Annotated in this window: 16 protein-coding genes; 9 read left to right on the plus strand and 7 right to left on the minus strand. The window is 68.6% G+C overall.

From position 1 onward, the window contains the following. Positions 1-6: 6 nt before the first annotated feature. Entirely contained in the window at positions 7-768 is a 762-nt protein-coding gene (rsmA, locus tag VPH43_RS19645) for a 16S rRNA (adenine(1518)-N(6)/adenine(1519)-N(6))-dimethyltransferase RsmA (protein ID WP_328579446.1), read from the plus strand. A 48-nt stretch (positions 769-816) separates the two neighbouring features. Here rsmA and VPH43_RS19650 read toward each other — a convergent pair whose 3' ends face one another. Next, positions 817-1,365 (minus strand): outer membrane beta-barrel protein, encoded by a 549-nt coding sequence (locus VPH43_RS19650; protein ID WP_328579447.1) that lies wholly within the window; start codon positions 1,363-1,365, stop codon positions 817-819. 171 nt (positions 1,366-1,536) lie between these two features. Between VPH43_RS19650 and VPH43_RS19655 the strand changes: the two genes are divergently transcribed. Next, positions 1,537-1,746, plus strand: coding sequence for a hypothetical protein (locus VPH43_RS19655; RefSeq protein ID WP_328579448.1), 210 nt, complete (start codon positions 1,537-1,539; stop codon positions 1,744-1,746). Here VPH43_RS19655 and VPH43_RS19660 read toward each other — a convergent pair. From VPH43_RS19660 to VPH43_RS19670, 3 genes are all read right to left on the minus strand, one after another. Beyond that, positions 1,721-2,164, minus strand: coding sequence for a barstar family protein (locus tag VPH43_RS19660; RefSeq protein ID WP_442909315.1), 444 nt, complete (start codon positions 2,162-2,164; stop codon positions 1,721-1,723). The two genes, VPH43_RS19655 and VPH43_RS19660, sit on opposite strands and share 26 nt — an antisense overlap. Beyond that, a complete protein-coding gene (locus VPH43_RS19665; RefSeq protein WP_328579585.1) occupies positions 2,161-2,499 on the minus strand; it encodes a ribonuclease in 339 nt (112 codons plus the stop codon). The genes VPH43_RS19660 and VPH43_RS19665 overlap by 4 nt, the downstream gene beginning before the upstream one ends. A gap of 299 nt (positions 2,500-2,798) precedes the next feature. Next, positions 2,799-5,093, minus strand: coding sequence for an NADP-dependent malic enzyme (locus tag VPH43_RS19670; protein WP_328579449.1), 2,295 nt, complete (start codon positions 5,091-5,093; stop codon positions 2,799-2,801). A 157-nt stretch (positions 5,094-5,250) separates the two neighbouring features. Between VPH43_RS19670 and VPH43_RS19675 the strand changes: the two genes are divergently transcribed. From VPH43_RS19675 to VPH43_RS19705, 7 genes are read left to right on the plus strand one after another with little or no spacing between them, the layout of a single operon-like run. After that, the gene (locus VPH43_RS19675; protein ID WP_328579450.1) at positions 5,251-7,299 is read left to right on the plus strand and encodes a sensor histidine kinase; all 2,049 of its coding nucleotides are present in this window, start codon (positions 5,251-5,253) and stop codon (positions 7,297-7,299) included. After that, positions 7,296-7,961 (plus strand): response regulator transcription factor, encoded by a 666-nt coding sequence (locus VPH43_RS19680; RefSeq protein WP_328579451.1) that lies wholly within the window; start codon positions 7,296-7,298, stop codon positions 7,959-7,961. Before VPH43_RS19675 ends, VPH43_RS19680 begins: the two co-directional genes overlap by 4 nt. A 32-nt stretch (positions 7,962-7,993) precedes the next feature. Then, the gene (gene thiL, locus VPH43_RS19685; RefSeq protein WP_328579452.1) at positions 7,994-8,953 is read left to right on the plus strand and encodes a thiamine-phosphate kinase; all 960 of its coding nucleotides are present in this window, start codon (positions 7,994-7,996) and stop codon (positions 8,951-8,953) included. Beyond that, positions 8,950-9,495: a phosphatidylglycerophosphatase A family protein gene (locus VPH43_RS19690; RefSeq protein ID WP_328579453.1), complete on the plus strand. Its 546-nt coding sequence runs from the start codon at positions 8,950-8,952 to the stop codon at positions 9,493-9,495. Before thiL ends, VPH43_RS19690 begins: the two co-directional genes overlap by 4 nt. After that, on the plus strand, positions 9,492-9,980 hold the full coding sequence (locus VPH43_RS19695; protein WP_442909316.1) for a CinA family protein: 489 nt from the start codon (positions 9,492-9,494) through the stop codon (positions 9,978-9,980). The genes VPH43_RS19690 and VPH43_RS19695 overlap by 4 nt, the downstream gene beginning before the upstream one ends. A gap of 10 nt (positions 9,981-9,990) precedes the next feature. Then, positions 9,991-10,413, plus strand: coding sequence for a VOC family protein (locus VPH43_RS19700; protein WP_328579454.1), 423 nt, complete (start codon positions 9,991-9,993; stop codon positions 10,411-10,413). A gap of 10 nt (positions 10,414-10,423) precedes the next feature. Further along, complete coding sequence (locus VPH43_RS19705) at positions 10,424-11,350, plus strand: 2-hydroxyacid dehydrogenase (RefSeq protein ID WP_328579455.1); 927 nt, start codon at positions 10,424-10,426, stop codon at positions 11,348-11,350. Between the two features lie 13 nt (positions 11,351-11,363). On the opposite strand, the gene holA is transcribed toward VPH43_RS19705, so the two are convergent. The 3 genes from holA to leuS all read right to left on the minus strand — a co-directional run bounded on the left by holA (position 11,364) and on the right by leuS (position 15,550). Beyond that, positions 11,364-12,449, minus strand: a complete 1,086-nt coding sequence (gene holA, locus VPH43_RS19710; RefSeq protein WP_328579456.1) for a DNA polymerase III subunit delta — start codon at positions 12,447-12,449, stop codon at positions 11,364-11,366. Positions 12,450-12,459: 10 nt separating this feature from the next. Beyond that, the gene (locus VPH43_RS19715; protein WP_328579457.1) at positions 12,460-12,861 is read right to left on the minus strand and encodes an LPS-assembly lipoprotein LptE; all 402 of its coding nucleotides are present in this window, start codon (positions 12,859-12,861) and stop codon (positions 12,460-12,462) included. Between the two features lie 91 nt (positions 12,862-12,952). Then, the gene (leuS, locus tag VPH43_RS19720) at positions 12,953-15,550 is read right to left on the minus strand and encodes a leucine--tRNA ligase (RefSeq protein ID WP_328579458.1); all 2,598 of its coding nucleotides are present in this window, start codon (positions 15,548-15,550) and stop codon (positions 12,953-12,955) included. Positions 15,551-15,574 lie beyond the last annotated feature (24 nt).

Below are 15,574 nucleotides of genomic sequence, written 5' to 3' on the forward strand. Positions count from 1 at the left end.
TGTCCTATGAAACACATTGCGCGCAAGCGCTTCGGCCAGCACTTCCTGGTCGACCTGGGGCTCATCGACGCCATCGTCGACGAGATCGATCCGAAGCCCGGTGAGGCGCTGGTGGAAATCGGCCCCGGGCTGGGTGCGATGACGAATCCGCTGGTCGCCCGTAGCGGCCATCTCACGGTGATCGAGCTCGACCGCGACCTGGCCGCCCGCCTGGCCAAGCGGCCGGAGCTCACCGTGGTGCAGGAAGACGTGCTGAAGGTCGACTTCGCTGAGCTTTCCAGCCTGCGCGGGCAGAAGCTGCGCGTGGTGGGCAACCTGCCCTACAACATCTCCACGCCCATCCTGTTCCACCTGCTGGACGCGGTGGACCATGTGACCGACCAGCACTTCATGCTGCAGAAGGAAGTGGTGGACCGTATGGCCGCCGCCCCCGGCAGCAAGGACTACGGGCGGCTGTCGGTGATGCTGCAGTGGCGCTATCACGTCGAGCCGGTGCTGGACGTGCCGCCGGAAGCCTTTGACCCGCCGCCGCGGGTGGACTCGGCCGTGGTGCGCATGCTGCCCCTGCCGCAACACCAGGCGATCGACGCGGCGCTGCTGAGCGAACTGGTCGCGGTGGCGTTCTCGCAGCGCCGCAAGCTGCTGCGCAACACGCTGGGTCGCTGGCTGCAGGAGCGCGGCTTCGGTGGTGACTTTGACGTGCAGCGCCGCGCCGAGGAAGTGCCGGTGGCCGACTACCTGGCCCTGGCGGCCGCGCTGGCCGGCTGAATGAAAAAAGCCCGCCGGTGGGCGGGCTTGGCGCGAGCGTGGGGCGCCTTAGAACTTGTAGCTCAGGCCGATCGAGTACAGGTCGACATCACCCTTGTCGTCAAAGACGTTCAGGCGATAGCGTTCGACTTCGGCGCGCACCGACAGGTTCTTGTTGATGGCGTAGCTGCCACCGATGCCGAATTTGATGTCCGTGCCCGTGTCCTTGTCGGAGAGGAACCCGGGGATGTTGGCCTTCGATTCGGCACGGAACACGCCCAGCTTGCCCAGCAGGCTGAAACCGCCGTTCAGCGGGAACTCACCCACGGCGTCCAGGTAGAAGCCATCGGCGCTCTGCGAGCCGGTCACGCCGCCGGCGCTGGCCTTCAGCTTCCCGAGGTCGACATAGCCGGCTTCCAGGCTGAAGTTCGGGGTGAACGACACGCCGCCGTACAGCTTGAAGCCGGTGTCGGTGGAGTCGATGTTGACGCCCGGCACGTCTTCGGTGTGGAACTTGGAGCCGCCGAACGATGCACCGGCGAAGAAGTCGGCGGCGTGGGCGCCGGCCACGCCTGCGGCGAGCAGGGCTGCAGCGGCGATCTTGTGAAAGCGAACCATCTCTCTATCCCTCTGTGGATTGGCTGCCGCACTCCATGCGCGGCCGCCGCGAATTCTAGGGATTTCCCTGATGGTTGCCGGCCGGTTTAGGCGCCGGTGCAACACCCGCCTGTGGTGGATTGACGCTGCACAAAACAAAGGGCGGCCACTCGGGCCGCCCTGGGTGTGCGAATGAACGAGCGCCGTCAGGCGGCGTTCAACCACATCGCCGTGTCGAACGCGCTGCTCATCAACGGCATGTTCATGCCGAAGCTTGCATTGGCCGCGGCCTTCGAGGTGCTTTTCGGCTTCTCGCTGGTCGCTTGCGGGGCCACTTCAGTAGCCCGCTCCCATGACCCGATTTCCTGGGAGCGGGCTACTGAAAAGAATAGAAGCACCTGAATGGTATTTTTCGCTCCGCCCAGAAGTCCGCCGCGTCGCGGAACACATCGAGCAGTTGCTCGCGCGCCTCGCGGTCGAAGCGCGGGTTGTCTGGCAGCTGCTCCAGCACGACCACGAAGCCTGGCTGCTGCCCGGCCTTGTGCACCAGGTCGGTCATGCAGTCGTACAGCGCGTCCAGGTTCTTGCCGAAGTGCGGCGGGAACAGGAAGGACTCGGCGATGCTTTCCAGCACCTCCTGCTTCGACTGCGCGTTGGAGAGGTTGGCGTACAGAAAGTGCTGGCCGGCCGCTTGCGCGGTCTCCATGAGGTCGTCCACCCGGTACGCTCGGATGGCCTGCACGATGTTTGGACGGACGGTCTGCAAAAGCATGGTCACGATCCTCCTGGGTTCACACAAAACCGGGCCGCCTTCGCTCACTGCACGATGCGGCGAAAGCTCGCATAGTGATCGTCGGTGTAGTAGCAGCTTTCAGGGCGAGTGGGTGGCTCGCCGCCGCACACGATGCGCCGCGCGCCCCGGCCATGCGCTTGCGGCGACTTGACCGTGTACTCGCGGTAGTAGCCGCGCGCCTTGCGCGGCAGCAGTTGTTCGCGATTGCCGAACACACTGCCATCCTTTGCATACGGGAACGGGCCGCCGGCACGGATGAGGCGCTCGGTGGCTTGGGCTTCCGGCGGCAATGCAGCAAGCTGCACGCTGGAAATGCTGGCAGCCGGCTGTTTGGCCTGAACGGCCGGCAGTGGCGACAGCATCGCGGTCGAGATCGCGGCTGTTGCTGCAGCGAGCCCCCACTTGCGAAGCGACTGCCTGAGCACCAACCGGGCGGCCTGACCCACGGGTTAACCCTGAAATCTGAAACCAAGATGGTACAGAAAACCCCCCAAAAGCTCAAGCCGCTGCCTCAAATTGGGGCAAGAACTCTAGGGTATGAGTACGCGCTAACTTTCGACGATATCGAGTAGCAACACTGCATTCGGTGTTGTGCAAAGATTTCTTGCTGGCGTGTTGCGCAGCACCATGGCACGAGCCGTTCGTGCCATGGGCCGCTCGATCAGCGGGCCGCGTTGGCGTCGGTGACCGTCAGGGCCGTCATGTTGACGATGCGCCGCACCGTGGCCGACGAGGTGAGGATGTGCACCGGCTTGGCGGCGCCCAGCAGCACCGGCCCGATCGCGATGCCGCCGCCAGCGGCCGTCTTCAGCAGGTTGTAGGCGATGTTGGCGGCGTCGATGTTGGGCATCACCAGCAGGTTGGCTTCGCCGGTGAGGCTGCTGCGCGGCATCACTTCCTCGCGGTGCGCGGCGTCCAGGGCGGTGTCGCCATGCATTTCACCATCCACCTCCAGCCAGGGCGCCTGCTGCTGCACCAGCGCCAAGGCTTCGCGCATCTTCACTGCCGAGGGCTGGTTGCTGGAGCCGAAGTTGGAGTGCGACAGCAGGGCCGCCTTGGGCAGCAGGCCGAAGCGCTTCATCTCCTCGGCGGCCAGGATGGTGATCTCGGCGATCTGCTCGGCGGTGGGGTCGTAGTTGACGTGCGTGTCCACCAGCATCACCTGGCGCCCGGGCAGGATCAGGCCGTTCATGCACGCGTAGGTCTTCACCCCGGGGCGCTTGCCGATCACCTGGTCGATGTAGTGCAGATGGGTGCTGGTGGTGCCCCAGGTGCCGCAGATCAGACCGTCCACCTCGCCCTTGTGCAGCAGCATGGAGCCGATCAGCGTGAGGCGGCGCCGCATCTCGATCTTGGCGAGCTGCTCGGTGACCCCGCGGCGCTCCATCATCAGGTGATAGGTCTGCCAGTAGTCGCGGTAGCGCTCGTCCCACTCGGTGCTCACCAGGTCGTAGTCGCGCCCGGCTTCCAGCCGCAGGCCGAACTTCTCGATGCGCTGGGCGATGATGGCCGGCCGGCCGATCAGCGTGGGGCGCGCCAGGCTCTCGTCCACCACCACCTGCACCGCGCGCAGCACCCGTTCCTCCTCGCCCTCGGCATAGGCCACGCGCTTGTGCTGGGCCCGCTTGGCGATCTGGAACAGCGGCTTCATCGTGCTGCCCGAGGCGTAGACGAAGGTCTGCAGCTTCTCGCGGTAGGCGTCCAGGTCGGCGATGGGGCGCAAGGCGACGCCCGATGCCGCCGCGGCCTGGGCCACTGCCGGCGCGATCTTCATCATCAGGCGCGGGTCGAAGGGCTTGGGGATCAGGTACTCCGGCCCGAAGCTCAGGTTGGCGCCCGCGTAGGCCGCGGCCACCACCTCGCTCTGCTCGGCACGCGCGAGGTCGGCGATCGCATGCACCGCCGCGATCTCCATCTCGTCGGTGATCGTGGTGGCGCCGCTGTCCAGGGCGCCGCGGAAGATGTACGGGAAACACAGGACGTTGTTGACCTGGTTCGGATAGTCGCTGCGACCGGTGGCCATGATGGCATCGTCGCGCACCGTCTTCACCTCTTCCGGCATGATCTCCGGCGTGGGGTTGGCCAGCGCGAAGATCAGCGGCTGCGGCGCCATCTTCGCCACCATCTCCGGCTTGAGCACGCCGCCGGCCGACAGGCCGAGGAAGATGTCCGCGCCGGCGATCACCTCGCTCAGGCTGCGCTGTTCCGTCTTCTGCGCGAACTGGGCCTTGTCCGGGTCCATCAGCTCGGTGCGGCCCTCGTACACCACGCCGGCCAGGTCGGTCACCCAGATGTTCTGGCGCGGCACGCCCAGCTTCACCAGCAGCGACAGGCAGGCCAGCGCCGCGGCGCCGGCGCCGGAGGTCACCAGCTTCACCTTGCTGATGTCCTTGCCCGACACCTTCAGCCCGTTCATCAGCGCTGCGCCCACCACGATGGCAGTGCCGTGCTGGTCGTCGTGGAACACCGGGATCTTCATGCGCTCGCGCAGCTTGCGCTCCACGTAGAAGCAGTCGGGCGCCTTGATGTCCTCCAGGTTCACGCCGCCGAAGGTGGGCTCCAGCGCGGCGATCACGTCGACCAGCTTGTCGAGGTCCTTCTCGTTGATCTCGAGGTCGAACACGTCGATGCCGGCGAACTTCTTGAACAGCACCGCCTTGCCTTCCATCACCGGCTTGGATGCCAGCGGACCGATGTCGCCCAGGCCCAGCACCGCGGTGCCGTTGGTCACCACCGCCACCAGGTTGCCGCGCGAGGTGTAGCGGAAGGCGTTGGCCGGGTCGGCCACGATTTCTTCGCAGGCCGCAGCCACGCCGGGCGAATACGCGAGGGCCAGGTCGCGCTGGTTCACCAGCTGCTTGGTGGCCTGGATCGCGATCTTGCCGGGCGTCGGAAACTCGTGGTACTCCAGCGCCTGCAGGCGCAGTTCGGCCCTTCGTTCTTCGTAGCTCGGCATCGTGTGGTCTTTCTCTGCAGCGGCGAAAAGGGGGTGACGATTGTAGGAGGGGGTGCCTGTCAATCGGCTGGCAGCAGTGTGGCCGCTGCGCGCTGGCCGGCCCATGCGCAATAGTGCGTAGGGCCAGCGCGCGCCAGCGTCCGATACTGGGCCTTGCATGAGTGCCGAGCTTGCCCCCGCCCCTGTGGCCGCACCGCCGCGCCCGCCGCGCTGGCGCCGCGCCCTGCCGTGGGTGGCACTGGTGCCCTTGCTGCTGGTGGCCCAGAGCCTGCTGGTCTGGCTGACCGCGAACTACGAGTCGACGCGGGCGCAGGAGCGGGTGGAGGCGGTGGCGGCGGAAGCGGCTTCCGAGGTCAAGCGCGACGTGGCGCACAACGTGCAGGCCCTGCAGGCGCTGCAGTGGCAGGCGCCCACGCCTGAGCAGTGGCATGCCGAGGCCGCGCGCCTGGTGGGCACCCGGCATGTACTGCTGCGGCTCGAACGCCGCAGCCCGGCCATGGCGCTGCTGGACGCGGTGGATTCGCCGTTTCGCCCGCCGCTGTTTGTGCACCTGCCGCGGCCCTCGATGGAAGTAGAGGCCGAGCTGGCCTGCAGCGCCGCCCGGCGCTCGGCCGCAGCCACGTTTTCGCGCAGCTACTTCGTGCCGCAACCGGGCGGCCTCGGCCTGGAGGTGATGGATGTCTGCATCCCGGTGCAGGGCGGGGGGCGCGACCAGGGCTTCGTGCTCGGCACCTTTTCCCTGGCCGGCCTGCTGGACGGAGCCGCCACGGCGGAACAGGCACGGTCGCATGAGCTCTCCTTCGTGGAAGGCGATGGCACGCGGCTGGCACGCGCCGGCATGCCACGCGGCGCCGGGGTGTACCACGCCGAGCGGGTGGTGGACCTGCCCGGCTTCACCCTGCAGCTGCGCGCCGACAGTGCCGAAGGCCACCCGCGGCTGATTCCCAACCTCACCACCGGGCTGGTGATGGGCTTGTCGTTCGCCTTGTTCGCGCTGGTCGTGCTGCTGCTGCGCGACGTGCGCCGGCGTGCCCTGGCCGAAGGTGCGCTCGCCGAAGCGCTGGCCTTTCGCAAGGCGATGGAGGATTCGCTGATCACCGGGCTGCGTGCGCGCGACCTGCAGGGCCGCATCACCTACGCCAACCCGGCGTTCTGCGCGATGGTGGGCTTCACGCCCGAAGAATTGAGGCAGATCGATCCGCCGCCGTACTGGCCGCCCGAGCGCAGCGGCGAGTACCAGGAGCGCCAGGCGGTGCGCATGGCCGGCGGCCATGCGCTGCAGGCCGCGCGCGAGGGCTTCGAGACGGTGTTCATGCGCAAGAACGGCGAGCGCTTTCCGGTCATGATCTTCGAGGCGCCGCTGGTCGATGGCCACGGCCGCCACACCGGCTGGATGAGCGCGGTGCTCGACGTGAGCGCGCAGCGCCGCATCGAGGAGCTGTCGCGCCAGCAGCAGGAGCGGCTGCAGGCCACGGCCCGCCTGGCCACCGTCGGTGAGATGGCCTCGCTGCTGAGCCACGAACTGAACCAGCCGCTGGCGGCCATCGCCAGTTATGCCAGCGGCTCGCTGAACCTGATCGCCGAGCCGGACGGGCAGACGCTGGCCTTGCTCAAGCAGGCGGTGCAGCGCATCGCCGAGCAGGCGGAGCGCGCCGGCCGGGTGATCAAGAGCGTGCACGACTTCGTGCGCCGGCGCGAGCAGGCGCGCGAGCCCATCCGGGCCGACCAGCTGGTGGACGCGGTGCTGCCGCTGGTGCGGCTGCAGGCGCGCAAGAGTGGCAGCCGCATCGAGATCGACATGCCGCAGCCGGCGCCGCGCGTGGTGTGCGACCGCACGATGCTGGAGCAGGTGCTGCTCAACCTCACCCGCAACGGCATCCAGGCGATGGACGACACCACCCCGCTGGCCGACCGGGTGCTGACCTTGCGCGTGCGCCAGACGCATGAGCGCTGGGTGAGCTTCAGTGTGATCGACGCCGGCCCCGGCATCGCGGCCGATGTGGCGGCGCGCCTGTTCACGCCTTTTTTCACCACCCGCAGCGAAGGCATGGGGCTGGGGCTGAGCCTGTGCCGCACGGTGGTGGAACAGCACGGCGGTGTGCTGGATTTTGTGAGCCCCACGCGTGCGGGCGGTGGCGGCACCGAATTCCGGTTTACGCTACCCGCCCAGGCCGCTGCGTCGGCTGCCACCCCCCGCTCGCCATGAACGCTTCGCATGCTTCGCTCGGGCTTCCGATGGTCTACCTCGTCGACGACGAGGAGGTGGTGCGCGAAGCCTTGTCGTGGCTGCTGCGCTCGCGCCGTCTGCTGTCCGAGGGGTATGGCAGCGCCGAAGCCTTCGAGGCGATGCTGGCGGCCCAGGCGGGCGGCGTGCGCGGCCCCTGGCCCACGGCGCCGTCGTGCCTGCTGCTCGATGTGCGCATGCCGGGCACCAGCGGCCTGGCGCTGTTCGAGCGCCTGGCCGAACGCGGGCTGCTGGCCACCCTGCCGGTGATCTTTCTCACCGGGCATGGCGACGTGCCCACCGCGGTGGCGGCGGTGAAGCGCGGGGCCTTCGATTTCGTCGAGAAGCCCTTCTCCGACAACGCGCTGGTGGACCGGGTGGAGCAGGCGCTGGAGCGCAGCGCCGACGGCATCCGCAACCGCCGTGCGCGCGAGGAGCTGCACCGCGCGCTGGCCGAACTCACCGAGCGCGAACGCGATGTGATGAAGCTGGTGATCGAAGGCCGGCCCAACAAGCTGATCGCCGATGCGTTGAACATCAGCGTGCGCACGGTGGAAGTGCATCGCGCGCGTGTGTTCGAGAAGATGGACGTGAAGTCCGCGGTGGAGCTGGCCAACCTGCTGCGCGAACACCAAGCCCTGTAGCGGCCCCCATGGCGGCGGGCACAATCCGCCGCATGTCCATCGGTGAATTCGACCTGATCGCCAAGTACTTCGAGCGCCCGGTGCGGCAGGCGGTGCTCGGCATCGGCGACGACTGCGCGCTGCTGCAGCCCACGCCCGGCATGCAGCTCGCCATCTCGACCGATGCGCTGGTCGAAGGGCGCCACTTCCTGTCCACCGTCGCGCCCGAGCGCCTGGGCCACAAGGCGCTGGCGGTGAACCTGAGCGACCTGGCCGCGTGTGGCGCCCGGCCGTTGGCCTTCACCCTGGCGCTGGCCATGCCGCGGGTGGACGAACGTTTCCTCACCGGCCTGGCGCAGGGCCTGTTCGCCCTCGCGGGGCAGCACGGCGTGGAGCTGGTGGGGGGCGACACCACCGCGGGGCCGCTCAACCTCACCATCACCGCCTTTGGCGAGGTGCCGCCGCAGGCCGCCTTGCTGCGCAGCGGTGCCCGTGCGGGGGACGACGTCTATGTCAGCGGCACGCTGGGCGACGCACGCCTGGCCCTGGAGGTCTTCCGCGGTGGCTGTGCCCTGCCGGCGGACGACTTCGAAGCGGTGCGCCGGGCCATGGAGTGTCCCCAGCCTCGGGTGGCCCTCGGCCTGGCCTTGCGCGGTGTGGCCACCAGCGCCATCGACCTGAGCGACGGCCTGGTGGGCGACCTGAGCCATGTGCTGCGGCGTTCCCGCGTGGGTGCCACCCTGCGGCTGGCCCAGCTGCCACGCAGCGCGGTGCTGGCGGCGCAGCCCGAGGCCTTGCAGCGGCTGTGCCTGTTGCAGGGTGGCGACGACTACGAGCTGCTGTTCACCGCCCCGCCGTCGCAGCGCGATGCGGTGCAGGCGGCAGCCGTGCGTGGCCGCGTGGCAGCCACGCTGGTGGGATGCATTGACGCCGAACCGGGCCTGCGCGTGCTGGACGCACACGGCCGGCGCCTGGGCGAGCTGGGCGCCTCCTTCGACCACTTCAAGTCATGACCGCGCCGGCCACCCATCCGCCGCTGCAGGTGCGGCGCCGCGCCACCGCCCGCTTCATGCTCGGACATCCCGCACGCTGGATCGCGCTGGGCTTCGGCAGCGGCCTGTCGCCATGGGCCCCAGGCACTGTGGGCACCTTGTGGGCCTGGCTGGCCTTCCTGGTGCTGCAGCAGTGGCTGGGTGACCTCGGCTGGGCGCTGATGCTGGGTGGTGGCCTGCTGGTCGGCTGGTGGGCTTGCACCCGCACGGCACGCGACATGGCCACGCCCGACCCCGGCGCCATCGTGTGGGACGAGATCCTCGCCTTCTGGCTGGTGCTGTGGCTGCTGATGCCGGCCGGCCTGTGGGCGCAGCTGGGCGCCTTCGTGCTCTTTCGCTTCTTCGATGCCGTCAAGCCGGGGCCGGTGGCCTGGGCCGATGGTGTGTTCAAGGGCAGGCGCGGCGAGCGGGTGGGTTGGGGCCAGGGCTTCGGCATCCTGTTCGACGACCTGGTGGCGGCGCTGTGCACGCTGGTGGTGATCGCTGTGTGGAGGTGGCTGTGAACGTGGATGCATTGCAGCCCGAGGTGCAGGCGCTGGGCGAACTGCTGCGCGCCCGCGGCCAGCGCCTGGTGGCGGCCGAGAGCTGCACCGGCGGCCTCATCGCGGCCGCCTGCACTGCGGTGGCCGGCTCCAGCGACTGGTTCGAGCGCGGCTTCGTCACCTACAGCAACGAGGCCAAGACTGAGCTGCTCGGCGTGCCGGCCGACACCGTCGCGCGCCATGGCGCGGTGAGCGAGGCGGTGGTACGTGCGATGGCCGCCGGTGCACTGGCGCATGCGCATGCGCAGTGGGCCGTGGCCGTGACCGGCATTGCCGGCCCCGGAGGCGGCTCGCCGGCCAAACCGGTGGGCACGGTGTGGCTGGCCTGGGCGCATGGTGACGAGGTGAACGCCGAGCGCCTGCAGCTGGCGGGCGACCGCAGCGCGGTGCGCCGGCAGACGGTGGAAATCGCCCTGCAGCGCCTGGCCCAGGCACTCAGGCGCTAGAGTCGGCGCGATGAACACCACGCCCTTGTTCCACCTGGCTTTCCCGGTTCACGACCTGGCCGCGGCGCGCGGCTTCTATGGCGGCCTGCTCGGCTGTCCGGAAGGCCGCAGCTCCGAGCGCTGGATCGACTTCGATTTCTACGGCCACCAGATCGTGGCCCACCTGGCGCCGCAGGCCGCGCAGCCCGCGGCCCACAACGCGGTGGACGGCGACCATGTGCCGGTGCCGCACTTCGGCGTGATCCTGTCCATGGCGCAATGGCGTGTGCTGGCCGAGCGCCTGCGCGCGGCCGAGGTGAAATTCATCATCGAGCCGCATGTGCGCTTCGAAGGCCAGGTGGGTGAGCAGGCCACCATGTTCTTCCTCGATCCGTCCGGCAATGCGCTGGAGATCAAGGCCTTCGACGACCTGAGCCAGGTCTTTGCGCATTGAGCGCTTGAGCATGCGAGCGCTGCTGTGCGGCAGTTTCGACGCTGCCGAGCGGGACGATTGGCTGCAAGCGCTGCGCCAGGCGGTGCCGGAGGTGGGCTGGTGCCTGGAGCCGGACCCCGAGGTGGAGGTGGCCGTGGTCGCCAATCCACCGCCGCACCAGTTGCAAGGGTTGCCCCGCCTGCGCCTGATCCAGAGCTTGTGGGCCGGCGTGGACCGGCTGCTCGCCGACCCCACCTTGCCGCCCGATGTACCCATCGCCCGCATGGTGGACCCCGCGATGAGCGCCGCGATGGCACAAACCGCGCTGTGGTCGGTGCTGAGCCTGCACCGCGGCTTCTTCCGCTACGCAGAGCAGCAGCGTTCAGCGCTCTGGCAGCCATTGCCGCAGCGGCGCGCCGACGAGGTCGCGGTGCTGGTGCTGGGCCTGGGCGAGATGGGGCGCCGGACCGCACTGGCCTTGCAGGCGCAGGGTTATGCGGTGCGAGCCTGGCGGCACAGCGGCGGCGCGCATGCCGAGCCCTTCGAGGTGGGCAGCGGGCCGGCGGCGCTGGCGCCGCTGCTGGGCCGCAGCGACATCGTGCTCAATCTGCTGCCGCTCACACCGGCCACCCGCGGGCTGCTGGACCAGGCGTTTTTCGCCGCCCTGCGCCCCGGTGCGGCGCTGGTGAACCTCGCGCGCGGCGCCCATGTGGTCGACGATGACCTGCTGGCCGCTCTGGACGCGCAGCAGGTGGGCCATGCGGTGCTGGACGTGTTCCACACCGAGCCGCTGCCCCCGGAGCACCGCTACTGGCGCCATCCCCGTGTGACGGTGCTGCCGCATGCAGCCGCGCTCACCGATCCGCGCAGTGCGGCGCAAGTGGTGGCGTGCAACCTGCGGGCGCTGCGCGGCGGCGAGCCGCTGCAGCACCTGGTGCAGCGCGAACGCGGCTACTGAAGAAGGTGGCGCCTCACGCCGGCAGCGCCAGCTGCAGGCGCCCGCGCGGGCTGCCGGCCGAGGCGGTGTGCTGCAAGAGCAGCAGCACCAGCCGCTTCAGGCCCTCCCACGGCTCCAGCGGCCAGCCGGGGTGCTTGAGACCCTTCACCAGGCCATCGCAGATCTGCGCGGCTTCCACCAGGTGGGCCAGCGCATGGTCGCTGAAGGCGGGCAGGGCGCGTTCGAACAGCTTTTCCTTCACGCCCCACACCCGCTGCTCGCGCAGTGCCATCGGCAGCGGCTTGCCTTCGTCCATCGCGTCGCGCACCCGCTTGAGCGCGCGGATGTCCTCGGCCAATGTCCAGTGCACCAGCACCGGCGCTTCGCCCTCGGCGCGCAAGCCGTCCAGCATGCGCAGCGCGCGTGCCACCTGGCCGGCCAGCACGGCCTCGCCCAGCTTGAAGACGTCGTAGCGGGCCACGTTCAGCACCGCGGACTCCACCTGCTCGAAGCTCAGCGTGCCTTGCGGGTACAGCAGCGCCAGTTTCTGCAGCTCCTGGTGCGCGGCGAGCAGGTTGCCTTCCACCCGGTCGGCAAAGAAGGCCAGCGTCTGCTGGCCGGCCTCGCCCTCGGCGACGCGCTGGCCCTGGGCGTTCAGCCGCTGCGCGATCCACTGCGGCAAGGCGCGCCGCTCGATGGGGTCGATGCGCACGGTGACGCCGGCCGCGTCCAGCGCGCTGAACCAGGCGCTGGATTGCTGCTGGCGGTCCAGCTTGGGGCACTGCACCAGGGTGACGATGTCGTCGCTCAGTGTTTCGCAATAACGCTGCAGCGCTTCGGAGCCGTCCTTGCCCGGCTTGCCGGACGGGATGCGGATCTCGATCAGCTGGCGGTCGGCAAACAGGCTCATGGCCTGGGCCGCGCCCAACAGCGAACTCCAGTCGAAATGCGCGCCGCTGACGGTGAACACCTTGCGTTCGCTGTAGCCGGCCGCGCGGGCGGCGGCGCGCACCGCATCGCCGGCTTCCTGGGCCAGCAGCGGCTCGTCGCCGAACACGGTGTACACCGGCTTCAGGCCCTTGGCGAGCTGGGCGGCGAGCTGGTCGGAACGCAGTTGCATGGCGGCTGAGCTAGATCCTGGCGGCGGACACGCGGCGCATCACCTGGTTGACGATGTCGCTCTGCATCGCGCGGTAGAGCAGGTTTTCTTCCTGTTCCTTGGCGAGCGCATTGGTCTCGTTGTAGCTCATGTCACGCGACAGCACCAGCTCGTCGGGTGGCAGCAGTTCGCGCCCACCCGGGGTGGTAAGGCGGAAGCGGAAGCGCACGCGCAGCTGCAGTTCGCGCACCTGGCCGGCAGCGGTGGAGGCCACCACGGACTTTTCGCGTGTGTCGGTCAGGGCTTCCAGCACCACCTCGGCCTGGGCTGCATCGTCGGTGACCTTCGCCACGTCGGCCAGCGAGCGGCGCAGCTCGTCGGCCAGCGGCGAGCGGCGCTCGAAACCTTTCAGCGCGATGCTGTGGAAGGACATCTCCGGCGCCTTACGCAGCTGGAAGCCGCAGCCAGCCAGCGCGAGGGCCGGCAGTGCGCGCAGCAGCGCTCGCCGCGTGGGGCATGGATGCTCAGACAACGACATTCACCAGCCGCCCGGGGACCACGATCACCTTCTTCGGGGGCTTGCCTTCGGCGAACTTGGCGAAGTCGGGGCTGGCCAGCGCGGCCGCCTCGATGGCGGCCTTGTCGGCTGCTGCCGGCACGTGGATGGCGCCGCGCAGCTTGCCGTTGACCTGCAGCACCAGCTCGATCTCGTCCTGCACGAGGGCCGCCTCGTCCACCTGCGGCCAGGGCGCGTCCAGGATGTCACCCAGTTCGCCAGCAAAACCGAGCTCCTGCCAGAGTGCATGCGTGATGTGCGGGCAGGCCGGGTACAGCGTACGCAGCAGGATGCCGAAGCCTTCCCGCAACGTGACCGCCGGCGCGGCGGAGCGCTCCAGCTCGTTGAGCATCTTCATGCAGGCCGACACCACGGTGTTGTACTGCATGCGCTCGTAGTCGTGGCTGGCCTGCTTGAGCAGCAGGTGGACCTCGCGCCGCAGCGTCTTGGCCGCCGCCGCATCGCCGCCATTGGCCGCGGCCTGCGCCAGCTTGCTGCCGAAGCCCCACACCCGCTTGAGGAAGCGGTGAGCGCCTTCCACGCCGGCGTCGTTCCACTCCAGCGTCTGCTCCGGCGGCGACGCGAACATCACGAACAGGCGCGCGGTGTCCGCGCCATAACGGTCGATCAGCTCCTGCGGGTCGACGCCGTTGTTCTTGGACTTCGACATCGTCGTCATCTCGTACTCGAGCGGCGTGCCGTCGGCCTTCAGCGTGCCGCCGGTGACCTGGCCGTGCTCGTTGGTGATGACGTTGACCTCGTGCTCCCAGTGGTAGTTCTTGCCCGCGTCGGCCGGCTTGTGGAAGAACGCGCCCTTGAGCACCATGCCCTGCGTCAGCAGCTTCACGAAGGGCTCGTCCACGCTCACCAGCTTCAGGTCGCGCATCACCTTGGTCCAGAAGCGCGCGTACAGCAGGTGCAGGATGGCGTGCTCGATGCCGCCGATGTACTGGTCCATCGGCATCCAGTACTGCGTGCCTTCACCCACCATCCGCTGGTCGTTCTTCGGGTCGCAGTAGCGCATGAAGTACCAGGACGAGTCCACGAAGGTGTCCATGGTGTCGGTCTCGCGCCGCGCCGGCTTGCCGCACTTCGGGCAATCGACCTTCAGGAAGGCCTCGCACTTGTTCAGCGGGTTGCCGGAGCCATCGGGGATCAGGTCTTCCGGCAGCACGACCGGCAGATCCTTTTCCGGCACAGGCACCGAGCCGCAGCTGTCGCAGTGGATGATGGGGATGGGCGTGCCCCAATAGCGCTGGCGGCTCACGCCCCAGTCGCGCAGGCGCCAGGTGGTCTTCTTCTCGCCCAGGCCCATGGCCACCAGGTCGCCGGCCACTGCGTCCACCGCCGCCTTGTAGGCCAGGCGGTCGTACTTGCCGGAATTCACGGTGACGCCGCGCTGCTTGTCGCCGTACCACTGCTGCCAGGCGTCCAGCGAGAAGGTCTCGCCGTCCGCCTGCACCACCTGCTGGATCGGCAGGCCGTACTTCTTGGCGAAGGCGAAGTCGCGTTCGTCGTGCGCGGGCACGCCCATCACGGCGCCGTCGCCATAGCCCATGAGCACGTAGTTGCCGACCCACACTTCCACCGGCTCCCGGGTGAGCGGGTGCGTCACGAACAGGCCCGTGGGCAGGCCTTCCTTGTCCTTGGTGGCGAGCTCTGCCTCGGTGGTGCCACCCTGCTTGCACTGCTCGATGAAGGCGGCCAATTGCGGGTTGTCTTTCGCGGCCTGTGTGGCGATCGGATGCTCCGGCGCCACGGCGCAGAAGGTGACCCCCATGATGGTGTCGGCGCGCGTGGTGAAGACGTAGAGCTTGCCGTCGTTGATCAGCGCACCATCGTCGCCGCGGATGTCATGCGGAAAGGCGAAACGCACGCCCTCGCTCTTGCCGATCCAGTTCTCCTGCATCAGGCGCACACGCTCGGGCCAGCCGGGCAGGTGCTGCTGCACATGCTCCAGCAGCTCCTCGGCGTAGCCGGTGATCTTGAGGTAGTAACCGGGGATCTCGCGCTTTTCGATCACCGCGCCGGAGCGCCAGCCCTTGCCGTCGATCACCTGCTCGTTGGCCAGCACCGTCTGGTCCACCGGGTCCCAGTTGACCACCTGGGTGCGGCGCTCGGCGATGCCGGCTTCCAGCATCTTGAGGAACAGCCACTGGTTCCACTTGTAGTACTCGGGCGAACAGGTGGCGACCTCGCGCGACCAGTCGATGGCCAGGCCCATGGCCTGCATCTGCCCCTTCATGTGGGCGATGTTGTCGTAGGTCCACTTCGCCGGCGGCACCTTGTTCTTCATGGCCGCGTTTTCGGCCGGCAGGCCGAAGGCGTCCCAGCCCATGGGCATGAGCACGTTGTAGCCGTTCATGCGCAGCTGCCGCGTCAACATGTCGTTGATGGTGTAGTTGCGCACGTGCCCCATGTGCAGCTTGCCGCTGGGGTAGGGCAGCATCGAGCAGGCGTAGAACTTCTTTTTCTTCGGGTCTTCGACCACCCGGTAGGCGTCGCGGGCGGCCCAGTGCGCCTGGGCGGCGGATTCGACCTCGGCGGGTGTGTATTTTTCGTTCATGGGCGGCATTCTAAAAGTCGCTGC

The sequence above is a fragment of the Ideonella sp. BN130291 genome (assembly GCF_036231905.1).
GTDB lineage: Bacteria > Pseudomonadota > Gammaproteobacteria > Burkholderiales > Burkholderiaceae_C > CAMLIZ01.